This window comes from Virgibacillus sp. AGTR (assembly GCF_016919725.2).
GTDB classification, from domain to species: Bacteria; Bacillota; Bacilli; order Bacillales; family Amphibacillaceae; genus Virgibacillus; species Virgibacillus salarius.
Genome location: NZ_JAJERH010000049.1, coordinates 1 through 24,990, shown reverse-complemented (window position 1 = coordinate 24,990; position 24,990 = coordinate 1). Strand labels below are relative to the sequence as shown.

Below are 24,990 nucleotides of genomic sequence, written 5' to 3'. Positions count from 1 at the left end.
TGATGGGATATTATTTAACTAAAATATTTTCGGTAATTTTTATCTTTTGGCCAGCAAATATTTTATGCGGACTTTTAATGTTATTTAAATGTTGCAGCTGTTTTATTGTTGTACCATATTTAGCAGCAATCCCGCTAAGTGTGTCGCCATCTTTAATGGTGTAGGTATTTATATTATTGGTCGCTTGGGAAGGATCTTTGAGTATAAGATTTTGTCCCACTTGTATAATGTCTGGATTACGGATATCATTAAGATTTTGCAAGGATTTTATAGTAGTACCGGCTCTGTTTGCGATGCCAGATAAAGTGTCTCCCGGTGCAACTCTATATATGTTTCCAGATATTTTAGATGATTTATTACTTAGGCTCCCTTTCCCCCACTAACCAATACCGGGCTTATATGCCTCATTTTTATCAACTTTGATACCCTCGACTGTTACATTGTTTTGATATTGTCTTAAATGAACATGACTAGATATTATTCCATTTGACCAGGCATCCGTCTGCCAGTAGTAATCTATGAATCCTTTTAATGCTTCCATTACCGCATAGGATCCATAAGCTCCTACTTTAAAGTCTTTGTTGGTTGACTTTACACCTTCAAAGTAGGATTTGACATTATTTAGTTGTGATCTTCCATCCGCTGCATAATCGACAGCAAAATAAATAACACTACCTTTTGGCTGCCCTACATTGTTTGCCCATGTTGTTGCTTGCCTACCGTCTTTCTTCCCCTGATCTTTACTAAAATAAGAAGAATTATTCGCAGAAGTTTGATAGATAGAGCATAAATCTAATCCTGCTTTCTGAATGATCATTACTTCTGCTTTATCAAAAGACTTCCAGCTGTTACCTAGATAACGTAATGCAAAGTTAAACCCAGCGTTTTTTAACTTTACTGCACTGGCACTTGTTAGCTTTGTAGCACAATCAAAACCTTGTATCAAAAAACGTCCCCCCTATTTTTGTACTAAAAATAAAAAGAGCAGCTGTAGCTACTCTATATGTAAGTGTTCAATCAACTAACCATTATTTTTTTGATTTTTTCAGGATTGAACCCTTCAACTGTATGGGTTGATTTATTATCATTAATAATTACAAACGGAATTCCCTGAACCTCAAGCGTATCGAATTCTTTATTATTTTCCTCATTGTCTATATCTTTAAATTCGTACCCATAGTTATTCTCTTTTAGCCATTTTTTTAACTTAACACAATAAGAACACCATTCAGTTCCATACACAATTATATTTTTCAAATGCATTCTCTCCTTTCAATAACCATTTATTTATATAAAAGAGATAAAAAAAGAGGGAAAATCAAAAAATCGCATACTTTTTCTAAAAAAGTCAAATCTTTTCTGTTAATCGCCTCTTTTCATCTTAAATAATTTAGCAAAGAAACCTTTGCTTTCAACGGAAGCGTTATTTTCAATGCGTGCTTGCTGCATGTTTTTAATTTGATTTAAAAGGTGCTCGTCTCTTTTTTTAATTGAATTATCTATATACTGTTGTTGTTCATCCAGTTTCGTCAATAACGCTTTATTAAATTTCTGCTGCAGCAAACTTCCCTCCATACTTTTTAATTTTTGCAATATTTAGTTTTTTAATTCAGGATTAATGCACTCCATTTTTATTGGATCTTCGCCAGTCGCAAAATAAAATTCAACACCCGCTTATTTATCCACGTGGGTAAATTTTATAATTTTCTGTGATTTCTTAGACTATGACAAAGGAGCAATCACCTGGTTACTGACATAGCGCCTACTCGAATCACTTGGCATGAGCTAAAGGCAACACAGTGAAGTGTAAGCATTTTGATGTTGACTTATCGCAAGGATCCGTAGTCGCGGAAGATGGATGTCGCTAAACGGGCAACTCTGTTATGCGCAAATCAAAAAAGGGGACATAGACATCTGTCATCCTTTTTTTGATGATCATTCCTTTACTTCAATAATAAAGCTAGCCTCGGCTTCCTGTATACGTACTTCTACATTTCCTGATTCCGTAAATGTATAGGGGGAAAGCTCATATATACTTTGCACATCATGCGCTTCTGCCAAACCATTGATTACTTGGTCATTTAATTCGGTTATATTTGCCTCCCACGTTTCCGTTGCACCTGATGGATAGGTAAGCTCTACTACCGTGTTGCCCTCTAAATTCCAATCTTCCCATGTGACAAGATGAAGATTGGCTTCTTTATCTTTAGTTACAAGTCCATCACCATAATATCCGACATCACCAATTTCACCAAAAACTGTATGTTCATTCCCATTCACCTGTATATCTAAATAGGGTGGTTGATAGGTCACTTCATAATAAATTCCATAAGCGAGCGATACAACGCCTGCAACGGAAAGCCCAATCATTAACTTTTCAAATGTCCCTTTTTTAAAACCACTCATAAACTCCGAAAACGCTGCAAATTTAGCTATTGAAAATAAAACAATAACAACAGCAATTATACCAATTCCTAAGATAATATACATTTTCTCCCTCCCCATCCCTAATCTAATTTTATAAATTTCTGAATTAAAATGTCAACAGCATAAATAAACGAACGTATATTCTTGTTTTTGTGCGTAAACAAAGCTATACTTTTAACAGGTACAATTAAAACGAAACATAAGAGGAGTGACTAATCATGAACTATAAAAATGCACTTACACAGTATATAGATGCAACGAACTCACATGATTTCCAACAGGTTGAAAAGATGTTACATAAGGATGCACATTATTGGTTTACCGATAAAACCTGTGCTTCCATCCCTAAAATAAAAATGTATTTCGAGCACGCGTGGAGGACAATTGAGGATGAAATTTACCAAGCAAAAAACATTCAGTGGATCGCTGTCGATGAACATACAGCAACCTGTATCTACAACTACCATTATAAAGGGTACTATGAAGGGCGGCTTGTTTCAGGAAGCGGACGTGCAACGAATGTTTTTGTACAAACGGAGGATGGGAAGTGGAGGCTTATTCACGAGCATTTAAGTAGTTTGTGAGTTCATCACATAACGTTTAGCAAGAAAAATTCTACATAATAGCTAAACAATTAAGGACACAACCTTTGTATACGAGCAAGTTATCTTCATTTTTATATAATGGAAAAGGGATAGGATAGGATCTAACTAAAACAGTCCATTCTAAAGATGCACAATAGCAAATATTCGTAGATTGTTGAAAAAAGAAGATCGCTTTTCCTGCGTGCGATGTACTGCTGTCGAAGTCTTCCTTATCATGCGAGAGTACAAGATAAAAGGCTTCGAGCAGACATCGTAGTACGACATTTCAACAGCAAGAGGAGGGACACCAGCCGAACGCGGAAGCACGTATATTTCTGGAGCGAATTAGTTGAACGAACGATCATTTTTAGTTGTTTCATTTTTTTCTTCGATTAGAACGCTTTTGCCCCCGCATATCTAGTACTTTTTCATTAGAATGCTGCTGTCCAGCCTGCATCTGCAGTAATGACCGTACCATTTATAAAGCTTGAATCTTCAGATGCTAAGAATAGAGCCACATTGGCAATTTCTTCAGGTTGTCCAGCACGTGGCATAACTGCCTGACCAGCTTTTGTACGACTTGCTCCAAGCTCGTTTACGTTTTTCATGGATGCACCGATATTGGTTGCAACACCACCTGGAGCAATTGCATTACATCGAATACCTTTATCTGCATACATATAGCCAGTGTTCTTCGTAAAACCAATTACAGCGTGTTTGGAAGCAGTATATGTTGCACCAGCATGCGCCCCATTTAAACCGCCAGTTGACGCAGTATTAACAATAACGCCTTTTCCTTTTTCTAGAAAGATCGGTAGGGCTTTTCTTGTAGCACGCATTACCGCAGTTGTATTAATGGCAAAGATTCGCTCCCAATTCTCATCTTCGATTTCGCCTGCGGGCTCAAAGCCATCCATAATTCCTGCATTATTGACTAGAATATCTAGCGTCCCAAATTCTTGAACAGTTATATCAATTAATTGGTCGATTTCTTCACGTTCTGCTACGTTTGTCTTCATTGCTCTTGCTGTACCACCAGCTGATTCGATGGCAGAAGCTACCGCATCTGCACCTTCTAAATTAATATCCGAAACGATTACTTTAGCACCCTCTTTGGCATAGAGCTCAGCAATAGCTTTTCCCATACCTGAAGCAGCACCAGTAACAATTGCTACTTTGCCTGATAATTTCATTCATAATCTCTCCTTTATCTACATATAAAAAGGTCTTCCAACTAATGACAATATCATGTGACTGTATACTAGAAGCATAATGTACTATACTTAAGGTAGCAATATTCAAATAACCGCTAACATGTTGATTAATCAACATTAAACACCCTTGATGTTGAACATAACAAAATAATAAACAGATTGGTGGTAGATTGTATATGAAAGTAGATCGGCGGATTCATAAGTCAAAAACTGCATTAAAATCTGCGTTGCTTACACTTATGAAAGAAAAGGAATTACGACAAATCACCATCACGGATATTGTCAAAACAGCGGATTTAAATCGGGGAACATTTTATAAGCACTACCAAATACAAGAGGATCTACTCCATGAGCTAGTCGACGATGTCATATCTGATTTAACTAAATCTTACCGCGATCCATATGCTAATAAGGAAATATTTAGTCTCCATGACCTGACCCCTGCTAGTATTAAAATATTTGAACATGTGGCACGTTTTGCTGATTTCTATCAAACCATTATTTATCACGAACATGTATTACCAGGTTTTCAAAATAAATTATGTGATATTTTGAAAAAATTGCCAATGAACGACCTTGCACAGCTGCAAAAAGAGGACAGGGGAGACAATTCAATTGAAAAAGACTTACAGATAAGTTATCAAGCTTATGCGTTATTTGGAATGATTATGGAATGGGTAAAAGGTGGATTCAAATATTCCACTGACTACATGGCTGACCAATTAATTAAAATGCTGTCAAACAGACCTATTTCTATGCAATATCTTACACCTAAAGTAATGGAAGCATCGGAAACAACTTCATAAGTTAAAAAGAACGTCTCATAAGGTAGCTTATCGATACTAACTGGAATACACTCCTCTTCCTTGGCAATGATTCAGCTTGCGCATGAGAGAAAATTCACTGCCAGATTCGTGAAGTCGCCTCGTTACGGGGCGCTGGAGCTGGGCGTCTCAACACGCCATTTTTATCCACATGGGCTAATATAATACTTTCTTAGCTTTTTAACCTTATGAGACAGTTCTAACATTACGCTAGAATTGATGCTGTATCGCCATAAATATGCATTCCTTTGAATTGCTACGATTCATACAGATAATTTCTTCTAAGGTTTTCCCTTCGAACAGCATCATTTATCCTTACGTTAAATAATCATTTTCTAACAAGTAATTAATAACCTGCTGCGTCGCTTCTTCAATCGATTGTTTCTCTGTATCAATTGTTAGTTCAGGAGCAATTGGTTCCTCATAAGGTGCATCGACACCAGTAAAACCCGCTATTGTACCAGCACGTGCTTTTTTATATAATCCCTTGGGATCACGTTCTTCACACGCTTCTAAACTACATTTTACATATACCTCAATAAATTCTTTATCTGGCAGCAGCGCTCTTACAAGATTGCGGTCTTCTCGATATGGAGAGATAAAGGCAGTCAATGTAAGAACACCCGCATCGATAAATAGCTTCGATACTTCGCCAATTCGTCGGATATTTTCCGCTCGATCCTCCGGTGTAAACCCAAGATTCTTGTTCAATCCATGCCTAATATTATCACCATCTAGCCGATACGTGTAAATACCTAGTTGATAGAGCTTCCTTTCCAGCTCCACGGTAATCGTTGATTTCCCGGAGCCAGATAGCCCCGTAAACCAAAGTACTGCACTTTTATGTTTGTTTCGTTTCTGCCTAGCTTCTTTTGATACAATCGAGTCATGCCAAGCAATATGCTTCGACTTAGTCACATTTTTCCCTCCTAAAACCACCAGAAGTATACAATCATAACCGTAATAAGCATTACCAAGATACTTAAGGGTGTCCCTATTTTTACATAGTCTTTGAATGTATAGCCACCAGGACCATAGACAATTAAATTCGTTTGATACCCAATCGGCGTAATAAAGCTAGAAGACGCCGCGATCGTCATTGTAATTGCAAAGCCCATTGGCTCTAAATCTAGGTTAGCTGCCATTTCGAAGACGATCGGGATCATCAAAATAGCCGCTGCGCTGTTTGTAATGATTTCCGTGAATAGATTTGTTGCTATATAGATAAGCAATAGTAAGCTAAATAAGCCAAGTGGCTCTCCTACACTCAATATTTTATCAGCAATCCAAGGTGCTAAGCCTGATTTCATCATCGCCATGCCAATACCAAATGAACAGGCAATTAGCAATAGCACATCAAAATGAATATATTTCTTTACCTCTTCCATTGTGATCACCTTCATTGCTAACATGATTACAACTACGATGGCCATCGCCTTAAACATGCTCAATATACCGATTGTAACCAATAGAATCATCGCTAAAAAGAGAATGATTGTTATCCAGCCTTTAAAAGGATTTCGCTGAAATGTATTCGGTCGATCTAATGGGGTTACTACATAAAAGTCTTCCGATTGCTGATACTTTTCCATAAAATCGGCTCCTGCTAGTAATAGTAAGCTATCACCTGGCTTTAACAAAATATCACCAATTTTGGATTTTATTCGTTCGCTATCTCGGTGAACTGCAATAACTCCAGCATCGTATAAGGATCGAAACTTAGATTGCTTTACCGATTTGGAAAGCAAGGAGGACTGATGCGATACAACAGCTTCTACAATTGTTGAGCTGCCATTCTTTAAATCATCAAAATCAACTTGCTTTCCCATTCTTAACGATAACCCTTTCGTTGTTTGCACCTCAGCTAATGCCGTGATTATACCGGTAAAAATGAGACGATCACCAGCTTGAATAATGGTTGTAGCGCGGACAGGTGATACGCGCTCCTTACCACGGATAATTTCGATTAAATAAAGTCCCTTTAACTCTCTTAATCCAGCTTCTTTCACACTACGATTTACCGCTGAAAACGAATCCTCAACAACCATTTCAGCAATATATTCTCGGGAATCCTCTTTTACCTGCTGTTGAAAACCTTTATTTTCCGGTAACAGGCGTCTGCCTATGACAATCAAATAAAGGAGACCAACAATGGTAATCGGAACGCCAATAATTGCTAACTGAAAGACTGAAAATCCATCATAGCCGTAATCCATTAGCATACCATGTACGACAAGGTTGGTGGACGTCCCCATTAACGTAATGGTTCCACCTAAAATGGTCGCATAGGAAAGGGGGATTAAGAATTTTGATGGTGCAATTTGCTGTTCCTCACACCAATTTTTAATTAATGGCGTAAACGTAACAACAATCGGTGTATTATTTAAAAATGCAGAAAGTGTAGACGTTGGTATCAGTACTCGGACCATTGAGCCGATTAAACTATTACTTTTATTTAGCCAGTTCTTCATAATGTCTTCGATAATACCGCTTTTTTGAATGGCACCAGCTATAATAAATAACAGAGCAATGGTTAGCATTCCTTCATTAGAAAAACCAATAAGCGCGTCCTCTGGTGTTACAATACCTATTAATAAAAAGATGGTTAATGTGGTAAACACAATGATGACTGGACGCGCAATATCCATGATAAGTCCACCGATCATGAAACAAATTACGATAGAAACAATGATCATCTCACTCGACATGAGGAACCTTCCCTTTACTTAACGTTGTCTTAAGCCTTCCCTTAACACTTTTGCTACTTCTGGGCGTGAAAATTCTTTTGGCAACTCTTCTCCATTACGTAGCTTCTCACGTACTTTCGTGCCACTTAAATGAACGTGGTAGGATTTATCATGTGGACATGTTTTTTCTGTTCCCATGTTTTCACATGCTGTGCAATAAAATGCATGTTCAAATGCAAATATTTGAATTCCTAGCTCTGCCTCGTATTGAGAAATTAACTCCTGCGCTTCGTAAGTTCCATAATAATCACCAACACCTGCATGGTCCCGCCCAACAATAAAATGCGTACAGCCATAGTTTTTTCGAACAATAGCATGTAAGATAGCCTCTCTTGGACCAGCATAGCGCATCGCTGCAGGATAGATTACTAGTCTCGTTCGGTCTTTCGGATAATATTTATCTAAGATGACTTCATAGCTTTTCATTCGTATATCAGCTGAGATATCATCTGATTTTGTTTCTCCTACTAAAGGATTAAGCAATAGCCCGTCAACAGATTCTAATGCACATTTCTGAATATACTCGTGTGCGCGGTGCACTGGGTTCCTTGTTTGAAATCCTACAATTGTTTTCCATCCTAATGCTGCGAATAATTTCCTTGTTTCTATTGGATCTAGCTGATAATTAGCGAATTGATTATTTGCTTTCTTTTGAAGTAGATGAATAGGACCAGCTAGATATATATCACCTTTTTCATACACTTTTTTAACACCTGGATGTGATGGGTCAGTTGTGCCATACACAAGCTTTGCTTCTTTTTCCTTTTCATAGTGATACTTCTCGGTAAGATATAAGACACCATATACCTCATCATCCTCGCCAATCAGTGCGATTTGTTCACCAATTTCCAATGCCTCTGCTTGTGCTTTTTCTACATCTAGTGTGATGGGGATACTCCAAATCGTGCCATCCTCCAACCGCATTTCTTCTACAACTCTTGTATAATTTGTCTTCCCCATAAATCCAGTAAGAGGGCTAAAGCCTCCATTCGCAATCAACTCCAAATCGGAGAGATGCCACGTATTTACTGTTACTGTTTTTACGTTCGCTATTTTTTGCAAATAGGCATCCCGTTCTTCCTTAGCGACTTGCCTTTGGATTAATTTACCTCCATGAGGTATACTTCCTATCTGTTCCGTTGTTGATATCACTTAAGCTCCCTCCTATTCGCTTTCATGGCATAACGCTTCATTGAACAACCTGTTGTTCGTAATAATGATTCATTTCTACGACCATTCTTCCCATCTTCGGTTTCGTCGGATAAAAAACATCCTGAATCTGATTCTTTCTTAATTCCTGTGCAGTTACTTTTCCAACTGCAGCAGCTAGGACATGTTTATTAAATGCGGCTATTACCTGTTTTCTATGCTCATGTGAAAGGGAGTGGAAAAGATTCTGAACCTGTGTTTTGCTTGTAAAAATAACAGCATCTAAGAATTGATGAATAATTCCATCCCTTAATTCCCGTAATACCTCAGCATCTGGTTGCTTATAATAATATGGTTTCGCCAAATAGACAGCATATCCTAAGTGCTCTAATGCTACTTGTAACTGTAAATCATCTTGATTATATGCCTGTAAATAAACACGCTGCCCCTGCCGATTAGATTGATTAGCAAGCGTCTGTATAAGATCCCCCATGGTGCCATCTTTCGATACAAATGTCGGAGAAATAGCGTGTTCTTTTAACCAATGACATGTCTTACTGCCTCGAATTGCTAATGTTGTTTGTCCTAGCTTCTGAATAAAATCGGAAAAGCAATGGAGCTTTCGTGCAACTCTTTCTAAGCTCGCTGCCCCAATTCCTGTAGTTAAGATGATGAAATCAAATGATCCTGACAATAATGTTGAAATATTCCCTTCACTTGTTTGATCATCAAATACTTGTTCTCCTTGAATAGAGAATACGGAGGGTATGCCTCCATTTTTTTTAACTAATGTAGCTATCTCTTCCACTTTACGTGTAGCAGCAATACCTACCTGCTTATTATTTAATCCCTTCACTTGCATCGATCCTTCCCGTTATTGCTCTTAACGACTGTAATGCCTGAAGTTGTTTATCTTTACACAGAAATTCCTTAGATACGAGCGATTGTAATAGTTTTTTCTGCTGCTGCTTATCCACGGTGGATTGTTTCAATAGCTGTCTGCTTTGATATAGAAAATCTACATAGCCTTCATAGTCCTTGTTATAGATGCGTTCAAGTTCTTTCTTAATCTTGGATGATAGTGCTGGACTTGCTTCATTGGTTGAAATACTAATGGACAATCTTCCTTGCTTCAGATATGCAGGAAAATGAACATGACTCGCTTTTGCATCTGAAGCATTATTTACAAGGCACTCGGCTGGTGCTGACATAGATACGAATTGATTCACCAATTGATCGTCTGTAGCGGCAACAACAAGTACAGCCTGCTGGATATCCGTTGCCTCGAATGTCTTTTGTTTCCATGTAAGAAAGCCCGCTTCCCAAGCCGTTCGAATTGCCTTATTAATCATAGGACTAATTACTGTAATGTAAGCACCACTTTCTATGATTGTGTTTATACGTCGTTCTGCTATCGTGCCACCACCAACAATAACTACTTGCTTTTCATTTAATTCAAGCATTAATGGAATTCGCCCCATTGCATTCAACATCCTTTTTATAAAATTGCTTTACACGATTGCCTCTATAACGCGATCCTTTAATGCTTCCTGCATTGCCGGATGCTTTCCTAAATGATGACAAAGGATGATTTCCCTCTTGCTTCCCCCAATTTCTGTAATCCTTTGCTGAATATGTCGCATCAAAAATCCGGTAAACCAAATATAAGGGACGATAACAATTTGCGAGTTTTCCTCCGTAACAGCTGCCCGCAACTTTCCCTCAAAAGCAGGGGTACATGCAGCTAGATAGCATGCTTCCACATGAGCTACCCCCGTTATTTTTTTTAGTCGATTTGCGATGGTTTCGATATCGATTACTGTTTGTGGATTACTACTGCCTCTGCCTACTAACAGCACCTTCATATCTGACTTCATAGTTACCACTGCTTGATTCATTCGCTCAGCCAATATCTGCGTTACTCGATCCTGTACACCAAGTGGTTGACCATAGGTAAATGAAATAGCTGGATATAATGCCTTTTGCTGCTCAATAACCTGCGGAATATCGTGATAATAATGACCTGCTTGTAATAATAGCACCGGTACAATTGCGATGCGGGTTGCCCCTTGAGTTACCAAATTAGCAATTCCCTGCTTCATATCAGGAGTGGCCAATTCGAGAAAGCAGATTTCCTGCAAGGGAATATCCACCTGTTCTTTCACCGTTTCAAGAAACGATATGGCTTCTGCCGTAGCATCAGCGTATCTACTGCCATGACTTACATAAAGAACAGCTTGCATGTAGCTTCCTCCCTTTGTTACCCAATGACAGCAATTGGCGATTCGGATGCTTCATAAGCCAGCCCTTCAAACCACTTTATTTGTTCACGTAGCCGAACGACCTCACCAATAATAATCATCGAGGGGTTTTTTAGATGTTTAGCTTTCGTTGCTATCGTGTGCAACGTACCTGTTATCGTTTGTTGCGCTTGTGTTGTCCCATAATGTATAACGGCAATCGGCGTCGTTGCATCCCTGCCATATTTAATTAGATAATGGCATATGTCTGGAAGGTTTTTTACACCCATATAAATACATAAGGTTTCAGCGCCCTTAGCAAGGTGCTCCCAATATGCCTCACCTGTATCTCCCTTTCGAGTTACTCCCGACACAAAAGCAACAGATGAGCTAATCTGTCGATGGGTTAACGGGATTCCGGCATAGGCTGGCGCAGCTGATCCAGAAGTAATTCCTGGTACAATTTCAAATGGAATCTGGTGTTTTCCTAGAGTGAGCGCTTCCTCACCCCCTCTTCCAAAGATAAAAGGGTCACCGCCTTTTAATCGCGTAACAACCTTCCCTTGCCTTGCATATTGCCAAAGTAATTGATTTATTTGCTCCTGCTTTAATGCGTGGTGATCTGGACGCTTCCCACAATAAATCAGTTCTGCTTGTTTAGGTGCATAGTCCTCTAATAATTGTTCATTCACTAAACGATCATATAAAATAACATCCGACTGACCGATGATCTTTGCACCTTTTACCGTAATCAAATCGGGGTCACCTGGACCTGCTCCAACCAAATATACCTTTCCCATTTCCTACCCCCGCCTCTTCTATTAATCTGGTTTAAACCTGCACTACCTATGAAAATCAAGTCCGGAATGTACAGCTTCCACATAATTCGCTCGAATAACGTAGTCTCCAAAATGCTCCCCATCGAGCCGTTCCCTTGCATACTGATTGAGAATAGGACGAAGTGTATCTAAAATCTCCTGCTCGCCTATATTTTCTCGATAGAGCTTACTTAATCGTTCCCCGGTAAAACTTCCACCAAGGTACATATTGTACTTACCTGGCGCCTTACCAATGAACGCAATTTCTGCTAGAGCTGGTCGCGAGCATCCATTGGGACAGCCTGACATGCGTATAACCATTTCTTCTTCACGTAGTCCTGCTTCATCAAGAATCCCTTCTATCTTTTCAATTAATGAAGGAAGGTACCTTTCTGATTCCGCCATTGCCAAAGCGCAAGTTGGTAACGCAACACAAGCCATCGAATTACGGCGTAACCCGCTAAATTGCCCACCATCTGTTAGTTTGTACGTTTTGATAAGTTGATCGATCTGTTCTTTCTTTTGTTTCGTAACATTTGCAATGACTAGATTTTGATTAGGTGTTAAACGAAAATCACCCGTATGCACCTTTGCGATTTCCCTCAGTCCTGTCCTTAATGGATAATCCTCTGTATCCTTTACACGGCCATTTTGAATAAATAATGTGAAGTGCCATTTGCCGTTTCCCTCCACCCAGCCATAGCTATCCCCATTATTTTCAAACTGATAATTTCTCGTTTCCTCCAATTCCCAGCCTAATCGTTCATGTAACGTTTGCTTTAGCCAATCAATACCTCTTGCATCGATCGTGTATTTAAATCTTGCATTCTTACGGTTGGATCGATTTCCATAGTCACGTTGAATTGTAACAATTTCCTCTGCTACAGCAATTACTTGATCTGGTGTACAGAAGCCAATCACCCGCCCTAATTGCGGATACGTATCGGTATTTCCGTGCGTCATTCCCATACCGCCACCAACAGAAACATTAAACCCCACCAGTTTACCTGCCTCTTGAATAGCAATAAAGCCAAGGTCTTGAGAGAATACATCAATATCATTTGATGGTGGTACAGCAATGCCAATCTTGAATTTTCTTGGCAAATACGTTGTTCCATAGATTGGTTCTATTTCCGTTTCATCTCGCGAATCAACTACTTTTTCTTTATCTAGCCAAATCTCATGATATGCTCCGGTTCTTGGTGAGAGGCGGTCACTAATTTTTTGTGCCCACGTTTGAACCTCTGCATGGACCGCCGATTGATATGAATTGGTATTGCACATTACATTTCGATTTACATCACCACATGCTGCTAAAGTATCCATAAGTGTATGGTTAATCTCTTTTATCGTATTTTTCAAATTCCATTTCAAGATGCCATGTAATTGAAATGCTTGCCTTGTGGTTAGACGAATCGTTCCATTTGCATAATTGTCAGCAAGTTCATCCATCACCAGCCATTGCTTAGGGCTGGCAATTCCTCCTGGAACACGCACTCGCAGCATAAATTGATAGGCAGGCTCTAATTTTTGACGTCTCCGTTCATCCCGTAGATCACGATCATCCTGTTGATAACTCCCGTGAAACTTCAGCACTTTATTATCATCATCCGAAATAGCTCCTGTTATTGGGTCTGCAAGTCCTTCCGTTATTGTACCTCGTAGAAATTTACTTTCTTTTTTAATTCGCTCCATATCATCCAATGTGGTCTCATGTAGTGAGTCCTTTCCCTTTGCCATTCGTTAAACTCCCTCCATTCCTTAATCTTCACGTGTAATAGCACCAAGCATGATCCTAAATAACATGCCTATTTAACCAACAAGAGCCATTAATACACATCTCGCTGGTAGCGTTTCTCCTGACGCATTTGCTGCAAATACGATTCAGCCTCCTCCGCAGTCATGTCTCCCTCCTGCCTTAAAATCGTAAGTATTGTTTGCTGGACGTCTTTTGCCATATGCTTTTCGTCTCCACACACGTAAACAGCAGCGCCTGCTTTTAACCATTCATAAAAATCCTTACTTTTTTCAAGCATCTTGTGCTGTACATATACTTTTTGATCGGTATCCCGTGAGAATGCCACATCCATTCTCGATAGCACACCAGATTTTAACCACTTTTGCCAATCCACTTGATAAAGGAAATCACAGGAGAAATGCTGTTCTCCAAAGAAGAGCCATGTTTGTTGCTCCGCTTCGGTTTCCTCTAGTTCCTCCAGATAAGAGCGAAATGGTGCAACCCCGGTACCAGGACCAATCATAATCACCCTCGTTTCCGGGTCATCAGGAAATTGAAAATTAGCGTTTTGATGGATATACACTGGCAATTTCTCACCGACTTCCACTCGTGTGGCTACTTGACTGGAGCAGACGCCCGCACGTTCACGCCCATGAGCAAAATAATTTACCGTACCAACAGTTAGATGAACTTCATCAGGGTTGGCTTCATAGCTGCTGGCAATGGAATAAAGACGAGCAGGTAGCTTCCGTAATATGCTGACAAAATCCTCAGCCAGCAGCTTCTTAGGCGGAAAATCGGTTACTAAATCTAAAACATCCCTTCCCTCAAGATACGACTTTAAATTTTCCTTATTGCTTGCTGTTAATAGATCGGTTAATGCTTCATTAGCAAATAATGTAGCTGCCTTTTCTACTAGTGGCTTCGTTAAAACCGTAATCTCAAAATGGGAAAGTAAAGCTTCTCGTAATGACCTAATTTCCCCCTGTTTATTCACAGATACAGTTTGTTCTGCATCCCAATTCATCGCCTTCATAAGTTGATCGACTAATACGGGGTCATTTTTCGGAAATATCCCTAAGCTATCTCCTGGTTTGAAGGTAAAGCCAGACCCATCAATGGACAATTCTAGATGGCGGGTTTGCTTATTGGAACCGCGACCACTTAAATTAATATTCTCCACAACCTCGGCCATAAATGGATTTGTTCTTGAAAAACCAGGTTGTTCGGAAACGAACGTGCCTGCCGTTTGTTGACCTGCTAGAACGGTATTGTCAACAACTTCAGATGACTGCTTTAAAACCCCGAGTACTCCCGTCATCCACTCAGACGCTTGCTCATCAAAATCCAAATCACAATCTACTCGGTCATATAGCCTCTCTCCACCTAATTCTTCTAGGCGTTTATCAAAGTCTTTTCCTGTTTGACAGAAAAATTCATACGACTCATCACCGAGCGCTAGCACTGCGAAACGCAAATGATCCAATTTAGGTGCTTTTCTGCTGTGAAGAAATTCATAGAAAGAGATCGCATTATCCGGTGGATCACCTTCTCCATGGGTTGCCGTTATAATTAATACATCCTCTGTCTTCTTTAATTTCTTTGGCTTAAAGTCATCAAGCGCGGAGCAAGTTACCAAAAAATTCGCTGCGTCTAGCTTTTCAGCCATCGATTCTGCTAATGAGCGGGCAGTCCCTGTCTCCGTTCCATATAATACGGTTACTTCTCTCGGATCTGTGCCAGCATTCGTTGCTTGACTGACGGCTTGGGGGTCTGGATTACCAGATTGGACTTCTTTTGATATAAAAGCTGAAAGGTAACCACTTAGCCAAACCTTTTGATGATCCGTTAAAGTAGGTAACAGGAGATTTAATTGTTCTATTTGTTCGTGATTAAAAGGGCTATTTGTTACATTCAACGACAACACGTTCCACCTCACTATTAAGTTCTTTTTTATACCTATACAATCAAATACTTAGTATACCAATTAATTTACTAGGAATTAAACGAAATAAAAAAGATGAATACTCAGATCATCACGATTCGCTTTTATTAACCGTGGTATGCAAGCCACATTCCGTTTTCGTTTGCCCCGTCCATCTACCTGCACGTAAATCATCAGAGTCGGCTACTTGGGAGGTACAAGGAATACACCCAATACTTGGATAATTTCTATCATGCAGTTCATTATAGGGCAATTGTTGTTTTTGAATATAATTCCATACATCGTCCCAAGTCCAATAAATTAACGGACATATTTTAATGCTTTTAAATCGTTCATCCCTATTCACAAAGTCTGTTTTACTACGACTTGGTGACTGCTCTCTACGAAGTCCAGATATCCAAGCAGGTACCTTATCTAGTTCTTCTTCAAGAGGCTTGATCTTACGAATGAAACAACATTGATCTGGCTGTCGCTTCCACAAGGCCGAGCCATGCTTTGCTGCCTGTTCTTCCACTGTCAAATCAGGCTGCTTTAAGCGAATCCGCAAATCAGGGTACCTTTTTTTCACTTCATCGATGAGATCATACGTTTCTTGAAAATGTAACCCTGTGTCTAGAAAGACAATCTCTGCATCAGATTTCTCCTTTGCTATTAAATCAATTAGCACCATACCTTCTGCGCCAAAGCTACATGCATAAACGATGGAATCCCCATATTGCTCATATGCCCAACTTAAAATGGTAGAGGCTCCTTTCGTTTCATCCTCAGGAAGAAAATCTTTAAAAGGATCAACAGTAAAATCTTGATATGACAGCATATGACTTGTCACGCATTATCCCTCCTACGTTATTCTTAAAAATAAAGGCGTAAGGTCTAAGCAAACATAAACATGCTATGAAAAACTCTTCCTATCCATGTGATAAGAAGAGTAATTTGTACGGTATCTTGCACTCTTCTTATCTATCAGACCATTGTCTGTAGGAATTGGCACAGTGTTAGAATAACCTGCTGCCGAAGCTTCAAAGGGCCTTTTCCCTCCACCTCTCTTGATAAGAATTAAAATCTATGACTGTATTGTTTGATATATTAAATGGTTTTCCAGAAAAAGTCAATGCCTTTTTCCAAAACATGAGAATAGTTTGATATTCATGTTATATACAAAACACAAGCCAGATGTGACAATAAATTTTTTTAGATCATGAAAAGAATCACCTAAATGTGAACGTGCTATTCTCCCAAAAGCATGTGTATTCTAATATGCTTATGATAATGCTTTTAACCCGGTAACTCCAATAATAATCGCAATCAAACTAGCAATTCGATACTTATTCGTAGATTCACCAAAGAAAATCATGTTCATCAATACCGCACCGGCCGTTCCAATGCCAATAAACACAGAATATGCCACACTTACAAGTAAATACGAGAAGGATGCATATAAAAAGATGAATGAACCACCTAATCCACCAATATAAAGCAGTCCATTTCGTATAGTCTTCTGTTGACTATAGAGACGTAAACCTAAGACACCTAACATTTCAAATACAGATGCACTCGCAATAAATAACCAACCCATTAGGATTGAACCCCCTTTGTCGCTTCAGACTGTTCCGGTTGATCCGAAAGTTTTAAGCCAATAACCCCTAGAACTAGAATCAACATAAAGAACATTTTTCCTACATTTAAACTTCCACCAAACAAGTAAATATCCATGATGGCTGTACCTACTGTTCCCGCAGCAGCAAATATCGCATATACGGTACCTGTTGGTAGATTTTCACAAGCTTTAGACAGGAAATGGAGATCTAAAAGGATAGCTCCTATGATTAGGACCCAATGCCACCAAGCGTTAGCGGTATTAAATCCATAGATCCAGATCAATTCAAAAACACTCGTTAATACAACATATATCCATGATTTATTCATTTCTGTATTTCATCCTTTACCACATGACTGACTTTCAGTCATTATATTTTTAGAAAACCTGAGCAAAATTCGCTCAGTCCTTATCACTAAATGCTCAGATTTACGCTTCCTCTAGTAGCTATTATGAAATAATAGCTATTGCTTGACCACCACTCCGGCTGCCCACTTCCCTTTCCGTGGGGTTTGTCCTTCAGCTAACTTTTTTAGCAAAACCCGCTCAAAAAAGTGGATCTTAGGTCAAACATTTCCCACAGGAGTTGAAGTGGCCGGCCTTCGCTATTATCAGGCTCTACAACGCTAGCATGAAGTAACACAGCTGCTTTTATACTCACGGATAGCGATTTTTACTTTACCCATTGTAAAAAAAGTCAACCTATTACTTATGACAAGAATTGTTGCACCTTCTCATAGCGGAGACTAATTACGTAGACTCCTGCGGGATTAGCGCGAGCCGAAAATCCACTTTGCAACGTGTTCTTCTTTGCAAAGTTAGTTGAAGCCGTGCCCGCGGAAAGCGAAGTAATTAGTCGGAGCATTGCCAATATACATCAAAATTTCAAAATAACTACTTCGCTTAACGCAGTCATTGCACTGATTTTATACTTTCTTAACTTTTAATAAAAAACTTGGATTACACCAAGTCCAATTACTTACATAATGCATGTAATGCAAATTCTAAGACTTCTCGTTGTTTTTGTTTAGCAGACTCCTCGTCTTGTTGGTCATACAGATAGGATTGTTCAGCGGCCGATTCAATTAGGCCAATTAGTAATTTAGCTGTTCCGTTAATATCAATCGAATCTCGTAATTTACTAGCAGCCTTTGGTTGCTCAAGAAATTCTTGCATCCAGGCATAATAAGGCTCATAGATTTTTTCCCACTCACTCAAATAGTCACTTGAGGCTAATCCAGCAAAAATCAGCGCAAATATTTCCCGATATTCCTTTGTCAGGTCAAATATAATGGAGACGACTTGACCTAATTGATCCGTAAATGCCGTTTCTCGATTTACTTTTCGCCCCATTTCTTCTACGATTCGTTCTACCATCACTTCAGCAATTGAAGGCATAACTGCAAGTTTCGAGGGAAAATATAAATAAAAGGTTCCTTGTGCGATGCCTGCGCCTTTTACAATGTCGGAAACCTTTGTTTTTTCTATCCCTTTTTCACGAAACACATGAATAGCAGACTTCGTAATTTTTTCCTTTTTATTATCCATATCACCGCCCCTTTCATAGTATTCATTTCTCTTGACTGACTTTCAGTCATTTTATAGGATAAATCCCTTCCTGTCAAGCATCTCTCTTGTTTCTTCAAAGACTTGACGGAAGGAATCGTTTTACTATCCTATTTCGTCCAACCTAAATCCTCATTTTTCCATTGTTGCATTCCGCCTCGTATATTAATTACTTCAAAGCCTTCATTTAATAATATACTTGCGGCTATCGCAGAACGCTTTCCAGAGGCACAGTGAACAGCTATCGGCTTACTTGTGGACAGCTCTTTGAGTCGCTCCTTTACATGTGGCAGCGAAGCATGTATTGCTTCTGGAATGCGTGCTTCCTCCCATTCATCTTGATAACGCACATCCAAAATTTGCACTTCATTCTTTTGAAACCTTCGTTCAATCTCTGTTGGTGATTGATTTTGGTACGAACGTAGACTGGATGCCGTTTGAATTAACGATGTAGAGAAAAACCCCCTAAGCTTATCCATACCAATGCTTATAACGATTTCTCTTAATTCATCAAAGCGATATGGCTCAGCTATGAAATAGATGTTGGACTCATAATCAACGAGCTTACCTATCCAATCAGCAAATAACCCGGGATATGGAAGGTTTATTGTTCCTGGAAGACTAGCATTAGCATAATCGATAGCATTTCGAGTATCAATGACTATATTTTTCTTGTCTTTTGCTAATTCTGCGATACGGTCTCCCTGTAATTGAAATTCTACACCGGCAGGCACATTGGCTAACGGTGTCATTCCCCTTTTGTTTATTGCTTTCATCTTGGCAAAATAAGCGGGTGGTTCTGGTTGGCCATGAAGCAAAAAGTCCACAAAGGGCCGCTCCTCTGTAAACTGAAATGCCGGATTATACATTCGCTCGTATCCTACTGTACTAGTAGGTATGGAGCCAAGACCTTTACCACATGCACTTCCAGCTCCATGACCTGGCCAAATCTGTATATAATCAGCATATTGTTTGAACCTTTGTAGCGACTTAAACAGCTGCCGAGCTCCTTTATCAGCAGAGTCTTTCACACCTAACGCCTTTTCAAGAAGATCTGGGCGACCTACATTTCCTACAAAAACAAAGTCACCCGTAAATATCCCCATTGGCAAATTGGCTGTCGCCTTATCTGTTAGCTCATATGCCATGTGTTCTGGTGTATGACCAGGAGTATGTATTGCTTTGAGTTGGACATTACCGATCGTTATAATGTCTTGGTCTCGTAATCCTTGAACGGTTAAACAATCATCCCAATCATACCCTCCATTGTTCGGTCCTTCCGTCGAATAAAAAATCGTCGCTCCCGTACGCCGAGATAGCTCTGTGACACCAGATACAAAATCAGCATGAATATGTGTCTCCACCGCTGCGGAAATATGAAACCCCTGCTCATTAGCAAGATTGATATATGCATCGATATTCCTTGCTGGATCAATAATGGCAGCTGCTCCAGTTGACTGGCAGGCTACCATATAGGAAGCTTGCGCTAAGGAAGAATTATAAAAGTATTTTAAATACATCTATCTAATAACCTCCTTCTATTCCATACATTTCTAACAAACGAACTATTAGGAGATTCCCCGACTAAGGAGAGCCGGGGAACTTTTTCTACTTCATTTCTTTCTGACAATAATACCAATCAACGCAATCATAGTCCTGATCATTCATTCGTTCATTTGCTTCCTGCTTTGTTTGTGGTGGTTTGACAAGGGCCTTGTCACCTGATTGCCAATTAGCTGGAGTCGATACACCATATTCATCCGTTGTTCGCAATGCTTCTACAAGGCGAACAATCTCATTCATATTCCGTCCAGTTGTAAGTGGATAATAAATGAGTGCGCGAATCGTCTGCTTCTCATCTATGACAAAAACAGCTCGTGAAGTTTCTGTGCCCGTAGATTCTGGCATAATCATACCGTACTTCGTCGCTACTTTTTGATCTAGATCAGCAATGATAGGAAATTCTATGGTCGTCTGAAAGTTTGCTTCTATATTCCGCAGCCAGGCAATATGCGAACTAACACTATCAACACTTAAACCAATCAATTCCGTATCCAGTGCACGTAATTGTTGATATACCTCCTGAAAGGCAACAAATTCAGACGTACAAACTGGTGTGAAATCAGATGGATGGGAAAACAATACAACCCATTTCCCTTGATAGTCACGAAGGGAGATATCTCCCTGTGTCGTTTTAGCCTGAAAATCAGGTGCCTGCTCCCCAATTCGCGGTAATCCATTTACTTCCACGTGGTGTTCCTGTTGTTCCATGTTTGAGTCCCCTTTCTTTTTACTTCTAGTTCTGCTAGTCTTTACCTTTATATTACGTGGACTAAACATGCATGTTAAAAAAATCTGAATTGTCATGGAATGTTAACAATTTAGCGTGCTTGTAAATAATTGTTTAGTGAGAGAAAAAGCAACGAAACTACGATCGAATAGTTAGCGGGAATTCGCTAGGCGGTTCGATCGTTCGTCCGGGATAACAGACAACTAACCCTTGAGTACTTGACAGACGCCGATGTGTGATACGTACCATTCTATGGCTAGAAACCCGGGCACTGCCAAGATTAAAAAAACTGAGCAAAATTCGCTCAGTCCTTATCACTACATGCTCAGATTTACGCTTCCTCTAGTAGCTATTATGGAATAATAGCTACTGCTTGCTTGACCACCACTCCGGCTGCCCACTTCCCTTTCCGTGGGGTTTGTCCTTCAGCTAACTTTTTTAGCAAAACCCGCTCAAAAAAGTGGATCTTTAGGTCAAACATTTCCCACAGGAGTTGAAGTGGCCGGCCTTCGCTATTATCAGGCTCTACAACGCTAGCATGAAGTAACACAGCTGCTTTTATACTCACGGATAGCGATTTTCACTTTACCCATTGTAAAAAAAGTCAACCTATTACTTATGACAAGAATTGTTGCACCTTCTCATAGCGGAGACTAATTACGTAGACTCCTGCGGGAATTGCGCGAGCCGAAAATCCACTTTGCAACGTGTTTCTTTGCAAAGTTAGTTGAGGCCGTGCCCACGGAAAGCGAAGTAATTAGTCGGAGCATTGCCAATATACATCAACCATTTCAAAATAACTACTTCGCTTAACGCAGTCATTGCACTGATTTTATACTTTCTTAACTTATTAAAAAAGCTAGTAGAGGTGCAGAGCGCTCCTCTACTAGCTTAGACTAGTGAAGTAATCTTAGCAGTATTGACGTTTTCTAGTAAAAACTATTTTATTAGCGCATTTGTACACGATGCAAGTGAGCAAAAATACCATCTCGCTTAAGTAAATCTTCATGACTCCCCTCTTCTTCAATGCCCTCCTTTGTTACCACCATTATCCGATCTGCATTTTTGATTGTAGCAAGACGATGGGCAATCACGAGCGTTGTACGATTCTTGGAAAGCTCTGTTAGAGCCCTTTGAATAATTGTTTCGGTCTCGGTATCGAGTGCTGAGGTTGCTTCGTCTAAAATAAGAATTGGTGGATTCTTTAAGAACATACGCGCAATAGCAATCCGTTGCTTTTGTCCCCCCGACAGCTTCAATCCACGCTCACCAACCTGCGTTTCATATCCATCTGGAAGCTCCTTAATAAATTCTTCCATATGAGCACGACGTGCGGCTAGCTCAATTTCCTCATCCGTCGCATCTAATTTTCCATAAGCTATATTCTCACGCAACGTACCAGTAAACAGAAATACATCCTGTTGTACAATACCTATTTGCTGGCGAAGTGATTCTTTCGTCATATCGCGAATATCCATGCCATCAATTGTCACGCTCCCGCCGTCCACATCATAAAAACGTGGAATTAGCGAGCAAATGGTTGTCTTACCTGCTCCCGATGGTCCGACAAAGGCAATCGTCTCTCCTGCATTAATTCCAAAGCTAAGCTTATCTAATACAGGTTTTTGTGTTTTTTCGTAAGCAAATGTAACATGTTCAAATGAGATATTTCCCTTTAGATGATCTACTACTGTTGCATCGTCTTTATTTTGCACATCTGGTTCAATTTCTAATAGATCAACAAATCGTTTAAATCCTGCCATTCCTTTAGGGTATAACTCCAGCAGAGCAGTTATTTTTTGAATCGGTGTAAATAATACATTTACAAATAATACAAAGCTTACCAATTCACCAATAAGTAGCTCCTCCTGATAAGTGAGCCATGCCCCTACTACTAATACAACCAGCGTTATTAGGCGCATAAGCATATAGATATTTGAATGTACAATTGCCATTACTTTATAAGCACCAACTTTTGCTTTACGGAAGCTATAATTGTCCTTAGTAAAGCGATCCATCTCATGTGTTTCATTCGTGAATGACTGGACAACCCGAACTCCAGACACGGCGTCCTCCACTCTTGCGTTAACACCGGCAATATCCTCATACATTTTCTTCCAAGCTTTATTCATTTTTATATTGCTATAAGCAATAAGGAAAATTAAAATAGGCACGGCGAAAAGAATAACAATTGCTAGTTTAACATTAATCGTAAACATAATAATGAATGCTCCGATAAACGTCATAATGGATATAAAGAAATCCTCTGGACCATGATGAGCAAGCTCACCAATATCAAACAAATCATTGGTGATACGACTCATGATATGACCTGTTTTCGTATTATCAAAGAAACGAAACGATTGTCGTTGAACATGATGAAACAACTCTTGACGCATATCTGTCTCAATATTTATTCCTAATTTATGTCCTAAATACGTTACGACATATTGTAAAGCAGTACTGATCAGATAAACCAATAACAATAAAATACTTACCAGCACAATGATATCCCAATCATTTTCAGGTAGTAATTTATCAATAAAGCTTTGCACAGCAACTGGGAAGGCAAGCTCCAGAATAGCAACAATTACTGCAGAGGTAAAATCTATGATAAATAAACGCTTATGTGGCTTATAATAGGAGAAAAAACGGCGTATCATTTCCAAGTACACTTCCTTTCTGCATTCTAAAAGAAATTATAAGGCTAATGATGGGGCTTGGCAAGATAGCCAACCTAAGATTTTAAAAAGCTTGGCAAGGTTGTCTACCTCTCTGCATATATATAAAGGGAAGCTTCCATCGGTTGCGTTCTCCTACATGCCTCACTGGTGGTTAGCCTAGTTTTATTGACCCTAAGACTTCTGCTATGCTTCGATCCATCGATAGTGCAAAGCAAGTTGGTTTATATATCCACAAAAATATGTTTTTCTGTTCACACCGTTTGGACTTTTACGGATAGTGAAACGTCTAGTTACACTATGCGATTTCTGCGAAAACTTATGGTGGATCCCTACTGCCTATTCATGCAGGTTTAAACGAACAACAAAAAAGGGAGGTATTTTGTGAAAGGTACATTGAAGTTGCCATTATATCAATGGGTATGCTATTCGATTGGTTTTGTATTTATAACTTCTGGGATGATGAAGTTAATCGTGCATGATTTCAAAGGGATATTTACACAGTTAGGAATACCCTTTCCAGAAACAACACTTTTCCTAATTGCTCTCGTTGAAATTGTTTGTGGAATACTTATTGCTGGTAAAATGTATGTAAAAATCGTTGTCCCTCCATTGATTCTTATCATGTTTGGAGCAATCTATCTAACCAAATTACCAATACTATTAAATCAAAATCTACTTGCTTTCTTATTCGAAGCACGTCTTGATATTGTCATGTTCATTTTATTGCTAACAATTTGGGATAGAAATAAGTAAACTCCAATCCGTGGGGGTTTTGTTTATCCCCATGGATGATTAGACCAGTCGGACATTTACTGGCAGTCGATTCCACACTTACTAATTTTGGTTTCACGTTATTGCTCGAGGTGGGGGCTTACTGCCAGTTCATGTTCAACTGTTGATAAATAGTGTATAACTTGGCAGTTTCCTGTTGAAAAACGGTGATTACCCACAAAGTTATCCACATATGCACAAATGTTCGCAGTTATTTTGTGATCAAATTGTTTATCTATACCATATATTGATTTTTGTCCATTTTTTTATCAACAAAATGTGCATAACTCTTATTTTCTGTGGATATTTAAATTTATTCGATATTATAAAGCTTTCTTCTCCTTATAAAATACAGCTTCCTTTTCGAAAGTATGTTGGCTAACAACCCAAAAAACT

26 protein-coding genes and 1 riboswitch are annotated in these 24,990 nt (G+C 39.2%); of the genes, 3 read left to right on the top strand and 23 right to left on the bottom strand.

Annotation, left to right across the window (positions count from 1 at the left end; all coding sequences use genetic code 11):
• Positions 1–10 precede the first annotated feature (10 nt).
• The 5 genes from JUJ52_RS15945 to JUJ52_RS15925 form a co-directional block, all read right to left on the bottom strand.
• Positions 11–220: a LysM peptidoglycan-binding domain-containing protein gene (locus JUJ52_RS15945; RefSeq protein WP_414617175.1), complete on the bottom strand. Its 210-nt coding sequence runs from the start codon at positions 218–220 to the stop codon at positions 11–13.
• A gap of 159 nt (positions 221–379) precedes the next feature.
• Positions 380–946, bottom strand: a complete 567-nt coding sequence (locus JUJ52_RS15940; RefSeq protein WP_228089035.1) for a glycoside hydrolase domain-containing protein — start codon at positions 944–946, stop codon at positions 380–382.
• Positions 947–1,017: 71 nt separating this feature from the next.
• Entirely contained in the window at positions 1,018–1,257 is a 240-nt protein-coding gene (locus JUJ52_RS15935; RefSeq protein ID WP_228089034.1) for a glutaredoxin family protein, read from the bottom strand.
• 105 nt (positions 1,258–1,362) lie between these two features.
• On the bottom strand, positions 1,363–1,563 hold the full coding sequence (locus tag JUJ52_RS15930) for a hypothetical protein (protein WP_228089033.1): 201 nt from the start codon (positions 1,561–1,563) through the stop codon (positions 1,363–1,365).
• Positions 1,564–1,935: 372 nt separating this feature from the next.
• Positions 1,936–2,490, bottom strand: a complete 555-nt coding sequence (locus JUJ52_RS15925; RefSeq protein WP_051388470.1) for a hypothetical protein — start codon at positions 2,488–2,490, stop codon at positions 1,936–1,938.
• A 155-nt stretch (positions 2,491–2,645) separates the two neighbouring features.
• Between JUJ52_RS15925 and JUJ52_RS15920 the strand changes: the two genes are divergently transcribed.
• Positions 2,646–3,011 (top strand): YybH family protein, encoded by a 366-nt coding sequence (locus JUJ52_RS15920; protein WP_205389344.1) that lies wholly within the window; start codon positions 2,646–2,648, stop codon positions 3,009–3,011.
• Positions 3,012–3,442: 431 nt separating this feature from the next.
• Here the strand turns inward: JUJ52_RS15920 and JUJ52_RS15915 are convergent, their stop codons facing one another.
• The gene (locus JUJ52_RS15915) at positions 3,443–4,204 is read right to left on the bottom strand and encodes an SDR family oxidoreductase (RefSeq protein ID WP_026683041.1); all 762 of its coding nucleotides are present in this window, start codon (positions 4,202–4,204) and stop codon (positions 3,443–3,445) included.
• A 197-nt stretch (positions 4,205–4,401) separates the two neighbouring features.
• On the opposite strand from JUJ52_RS15915, the gene JUJ52_RS15910 reads away from it, so the two are divergent.
• Entirely contained in the window at positions 4,402–5,031 is a 630-nt protein-coding gene (locus JUJ52_RS15910) for a TetR/AcrR family transcriptional regulator (RefSeq protein ID WP_121604185.1), read from the top strand.
• A 333-nt stretch (positions 5,032–5,364) separates the two neighbouring features.
• Here the strand turns inward: JUJ52_RS15910 and cysC are convergent, their stop codons facing one another.
• The 17 genes from cysC to JUJ52_RS15825 form a co-directional block, all read right to left on the bottom strand.
• Positions 5,365–5,967, bottom strand: coding sequence for an adenylyl-sulfate kinase (gene cysC, locus JUJ52_RS15905; RefSeq protein ID WP_026683040.1), 603 nt, complete (start codon positions 5,965–5,967; stop codon positions 5,365–5,367).
• Between the two features lie 11 nt (positions 5,968–5,978).
• Positions 5,979–7,757, bottom strand: a complete 1,779-nt coding sequence (locus JUJ52_RS15900) for an SLC13 family permease (protein ID WP_205389345.1) — start codon at positions 7,755–7,757, stop codon at positions 5,979–5,981.
• A gap of 18 nt (positions 7,758–7,775) precedes the next feature.
• A complete protein-coding gene (gene sat, locus JUJ52_RS15895; protein ID WP_205389718.1) occupies positions 7,776–8,945 on the bottom strand; it encodes a sulfate adenylyltransferase in 1,170 nt (389 codons plus the stop codon).
• A 40-nt stretch (positions 8,946–8,985) separates the two neighbouring features.
• Complete coding sequence (locus JUJ52_RS15890) at positions 8,986–9,801, bottom strand: uroporphyrinogen-III synthase (protein ID WP_226983588.1); 816 nt, start codon at positions 9,799–9,801, stop codon at positions 8,986–8,988.
• A complete protein-coding gene (locus JUJ52_RS15885) occupies positions 9,785–10,426 on the bottom strand; it encodes an NAD(P)-binding protein (protein ID WP_205389347.1) in 642 nt (213 codons plus the stop codon). Before JUJ52_RS15885 ends, JUJ52_RS15890 begins: the two co-directional genes overlap by 17 nt.
• Positions 10,427–10,456: 30 nt before the next feature.
• Complete coding sequence (locus JUJ52_RS15880; RefSeq protein ID WP_205389348.1) at positions 10,457–11,188, bottom strand: sirohydrochlorin chelatase; 732 nt, start codon at positions 11,186–11,188, stop codon at positions 10,457–10,459.
• 17 nt (positions 11,189–11,205) lie between these two features.
• On the bottom strand, positions 11,206–11,985 hold the full coding sequence (gene cobA, locus JUJ52_RS15875; RefSeq protein ID WP_026683034.1) for a uroporphyrinogen-III C-methyltransferase: 780 nt from the start codon (positions 11,983–11,985) through the stop codon (positions 11,206–11,208).
• Positions 11,986–12,027: 42 nt separating this feature from the next.
• Positions 12,028–13,743, bottom strand: coding sequence for an assimilatory sulfite reductase (NADPH) hemoprotein subunit (gene cysI, locus JUJ52_RS15870; RefSeq protein ID WP_166530606.1), 1,716 nt, complete (start codon positions 13,741–13,743; stop codon positions 12,028–12,030).
• Between the two features lie 89 nt (positions 13,744–13,832).
• Positions 13,833–15,665, bottom strand: a complete 1,833-nt coding sequence (locus JUJ52_RS15865) for an assimilatory sulfite reductase (NADPH) flavoprotein subunit (protein WP_205389349.1) — start codon at positions 15,663–15,665, stop codon at positions 13,833–13,835.
• A 112-nt stretch (positions 15,666–15,777) separates the two neighbouring features.
• A complete protein-coding gene (locus tag JUJ52_RS15860) occupies positions 15,778–16,503 on the bottom strand; it encodes a phosphoadenylyl-sulfate reductase (RefSeq protein WP_034679895.1) in 726 nt (241 codons plus the stop codon).
• 136 nt (positions 16,504–16,639) lie between these two features.
• Positions 16,640–16,742, bottom strand: a riboswitch (SAM riboswitch).
• Between the two features lie 205 nt (positions 16,743–16,947).
• Positions 16,948–17,262 carry a DMT family transporter gene (locus JUJ52_RS15855; protein ID WP_026683030.1) on the bottom strand — a complete coding sequence of 105 codons (315 nt, stop codon included), beginning with the start codon at positions 17,260–17,262 and terminating at the stop codon, positions 16,948–16,950.
• Positions 17,262–17,612 carry a DMT family transporter gene (locus JUJ52_RS15850; RefSeq protein WP_026683029.1) on the bottom strand — a complete coding sequence of 117 codons (351 nt, stop codon included), beginning with the start codon at positions 17,610–17,612 and terminating at the stop codon, positions 17,262–17,264. The genes JUJ52_RS15855 and JUJ52_RS15850 overlap by 1 nt, the downstream gene beginning before the upstream one ends.
• A 646-nt stretch (positions 17,613–18,258) precedes the next feature.
• Entirely contained in the window at positions 18,259–18,831 is a 573-nt protein-coding gene (locus JUJ52_RS15845) for a TetR/AcrR family transcriptional regulator (protein ID WP_205389350.1), read from the bottom strand.
• Positions 18,832–18,959: 128 nt separating this feature from the next.
• Positions 18,960–20,369 carry an MBL fold metallo-hydrolase gene (locus JUJ52_RS15840; protein ID WP_205389351.1) on the bottom strand — a complete coding sequence of 470 codons (1,410 nt, stop codon included), beginning with the start codon at positions 20,367–20,369 and terminating at the stop codon, positions 18,960–18,962.
• 88 nt (positions 20,370–20,457) lie between these two features.
• Positions 20,458–21,120: a peroxiredoxin gene (locus JUJ52_RS15835; protein WP_121604192.1), complete on the bottom strand. Its 663-nt coding sequence runs from the start codon at positions 21,118–21,120 to the stop codon at positions 20,458–20,460.
• A 371-nt stretch (positions 21,121–21,491) separates the two neighbouring features.
• Positions 21,492–21,707, bottom strand: coding sequence for a hypothetical protein (locus JUJ52_RS15830; protein ID WP_121603973.1), 216 nt, complete (start codon positions 21,705–21,707; stop codon positions 21,492–21,494).
• Between the two features lie 379 nt (positions 21,708–22,086).
• A complete protein-coding gene (locus tag JUJ52_RS15825) occupies positions 22,087–23,802 on the bottom strand; it encodes an ABC transporter ATP-binding protein (protein ID WP_205389352.1) in 1,716 nt (571 codons plus the stop codon).
• A gap of 402 nt (positions 23,803–24,204) precedes the next feature.
• On the opposite strand from JUJ52_RS15825, the gene JUJ52_RS15820 reads away from it, so the two are divergent.
• Positions 24,205–24,576 carry a DoxX family protein gene (locus JUJ52_RS15820; RefSeq protein WP_226983589.1) on the top strand — a complete coding sequence of 124 codons (372 nt, stop codon included), beginning with the start codon at positions 24,205–24,207 and terminating at the stop codon, positions 24,574–24,576.
• The last annotated feature ends 414 nt before the right edge of the window (positions 24,577–24,990 follow it).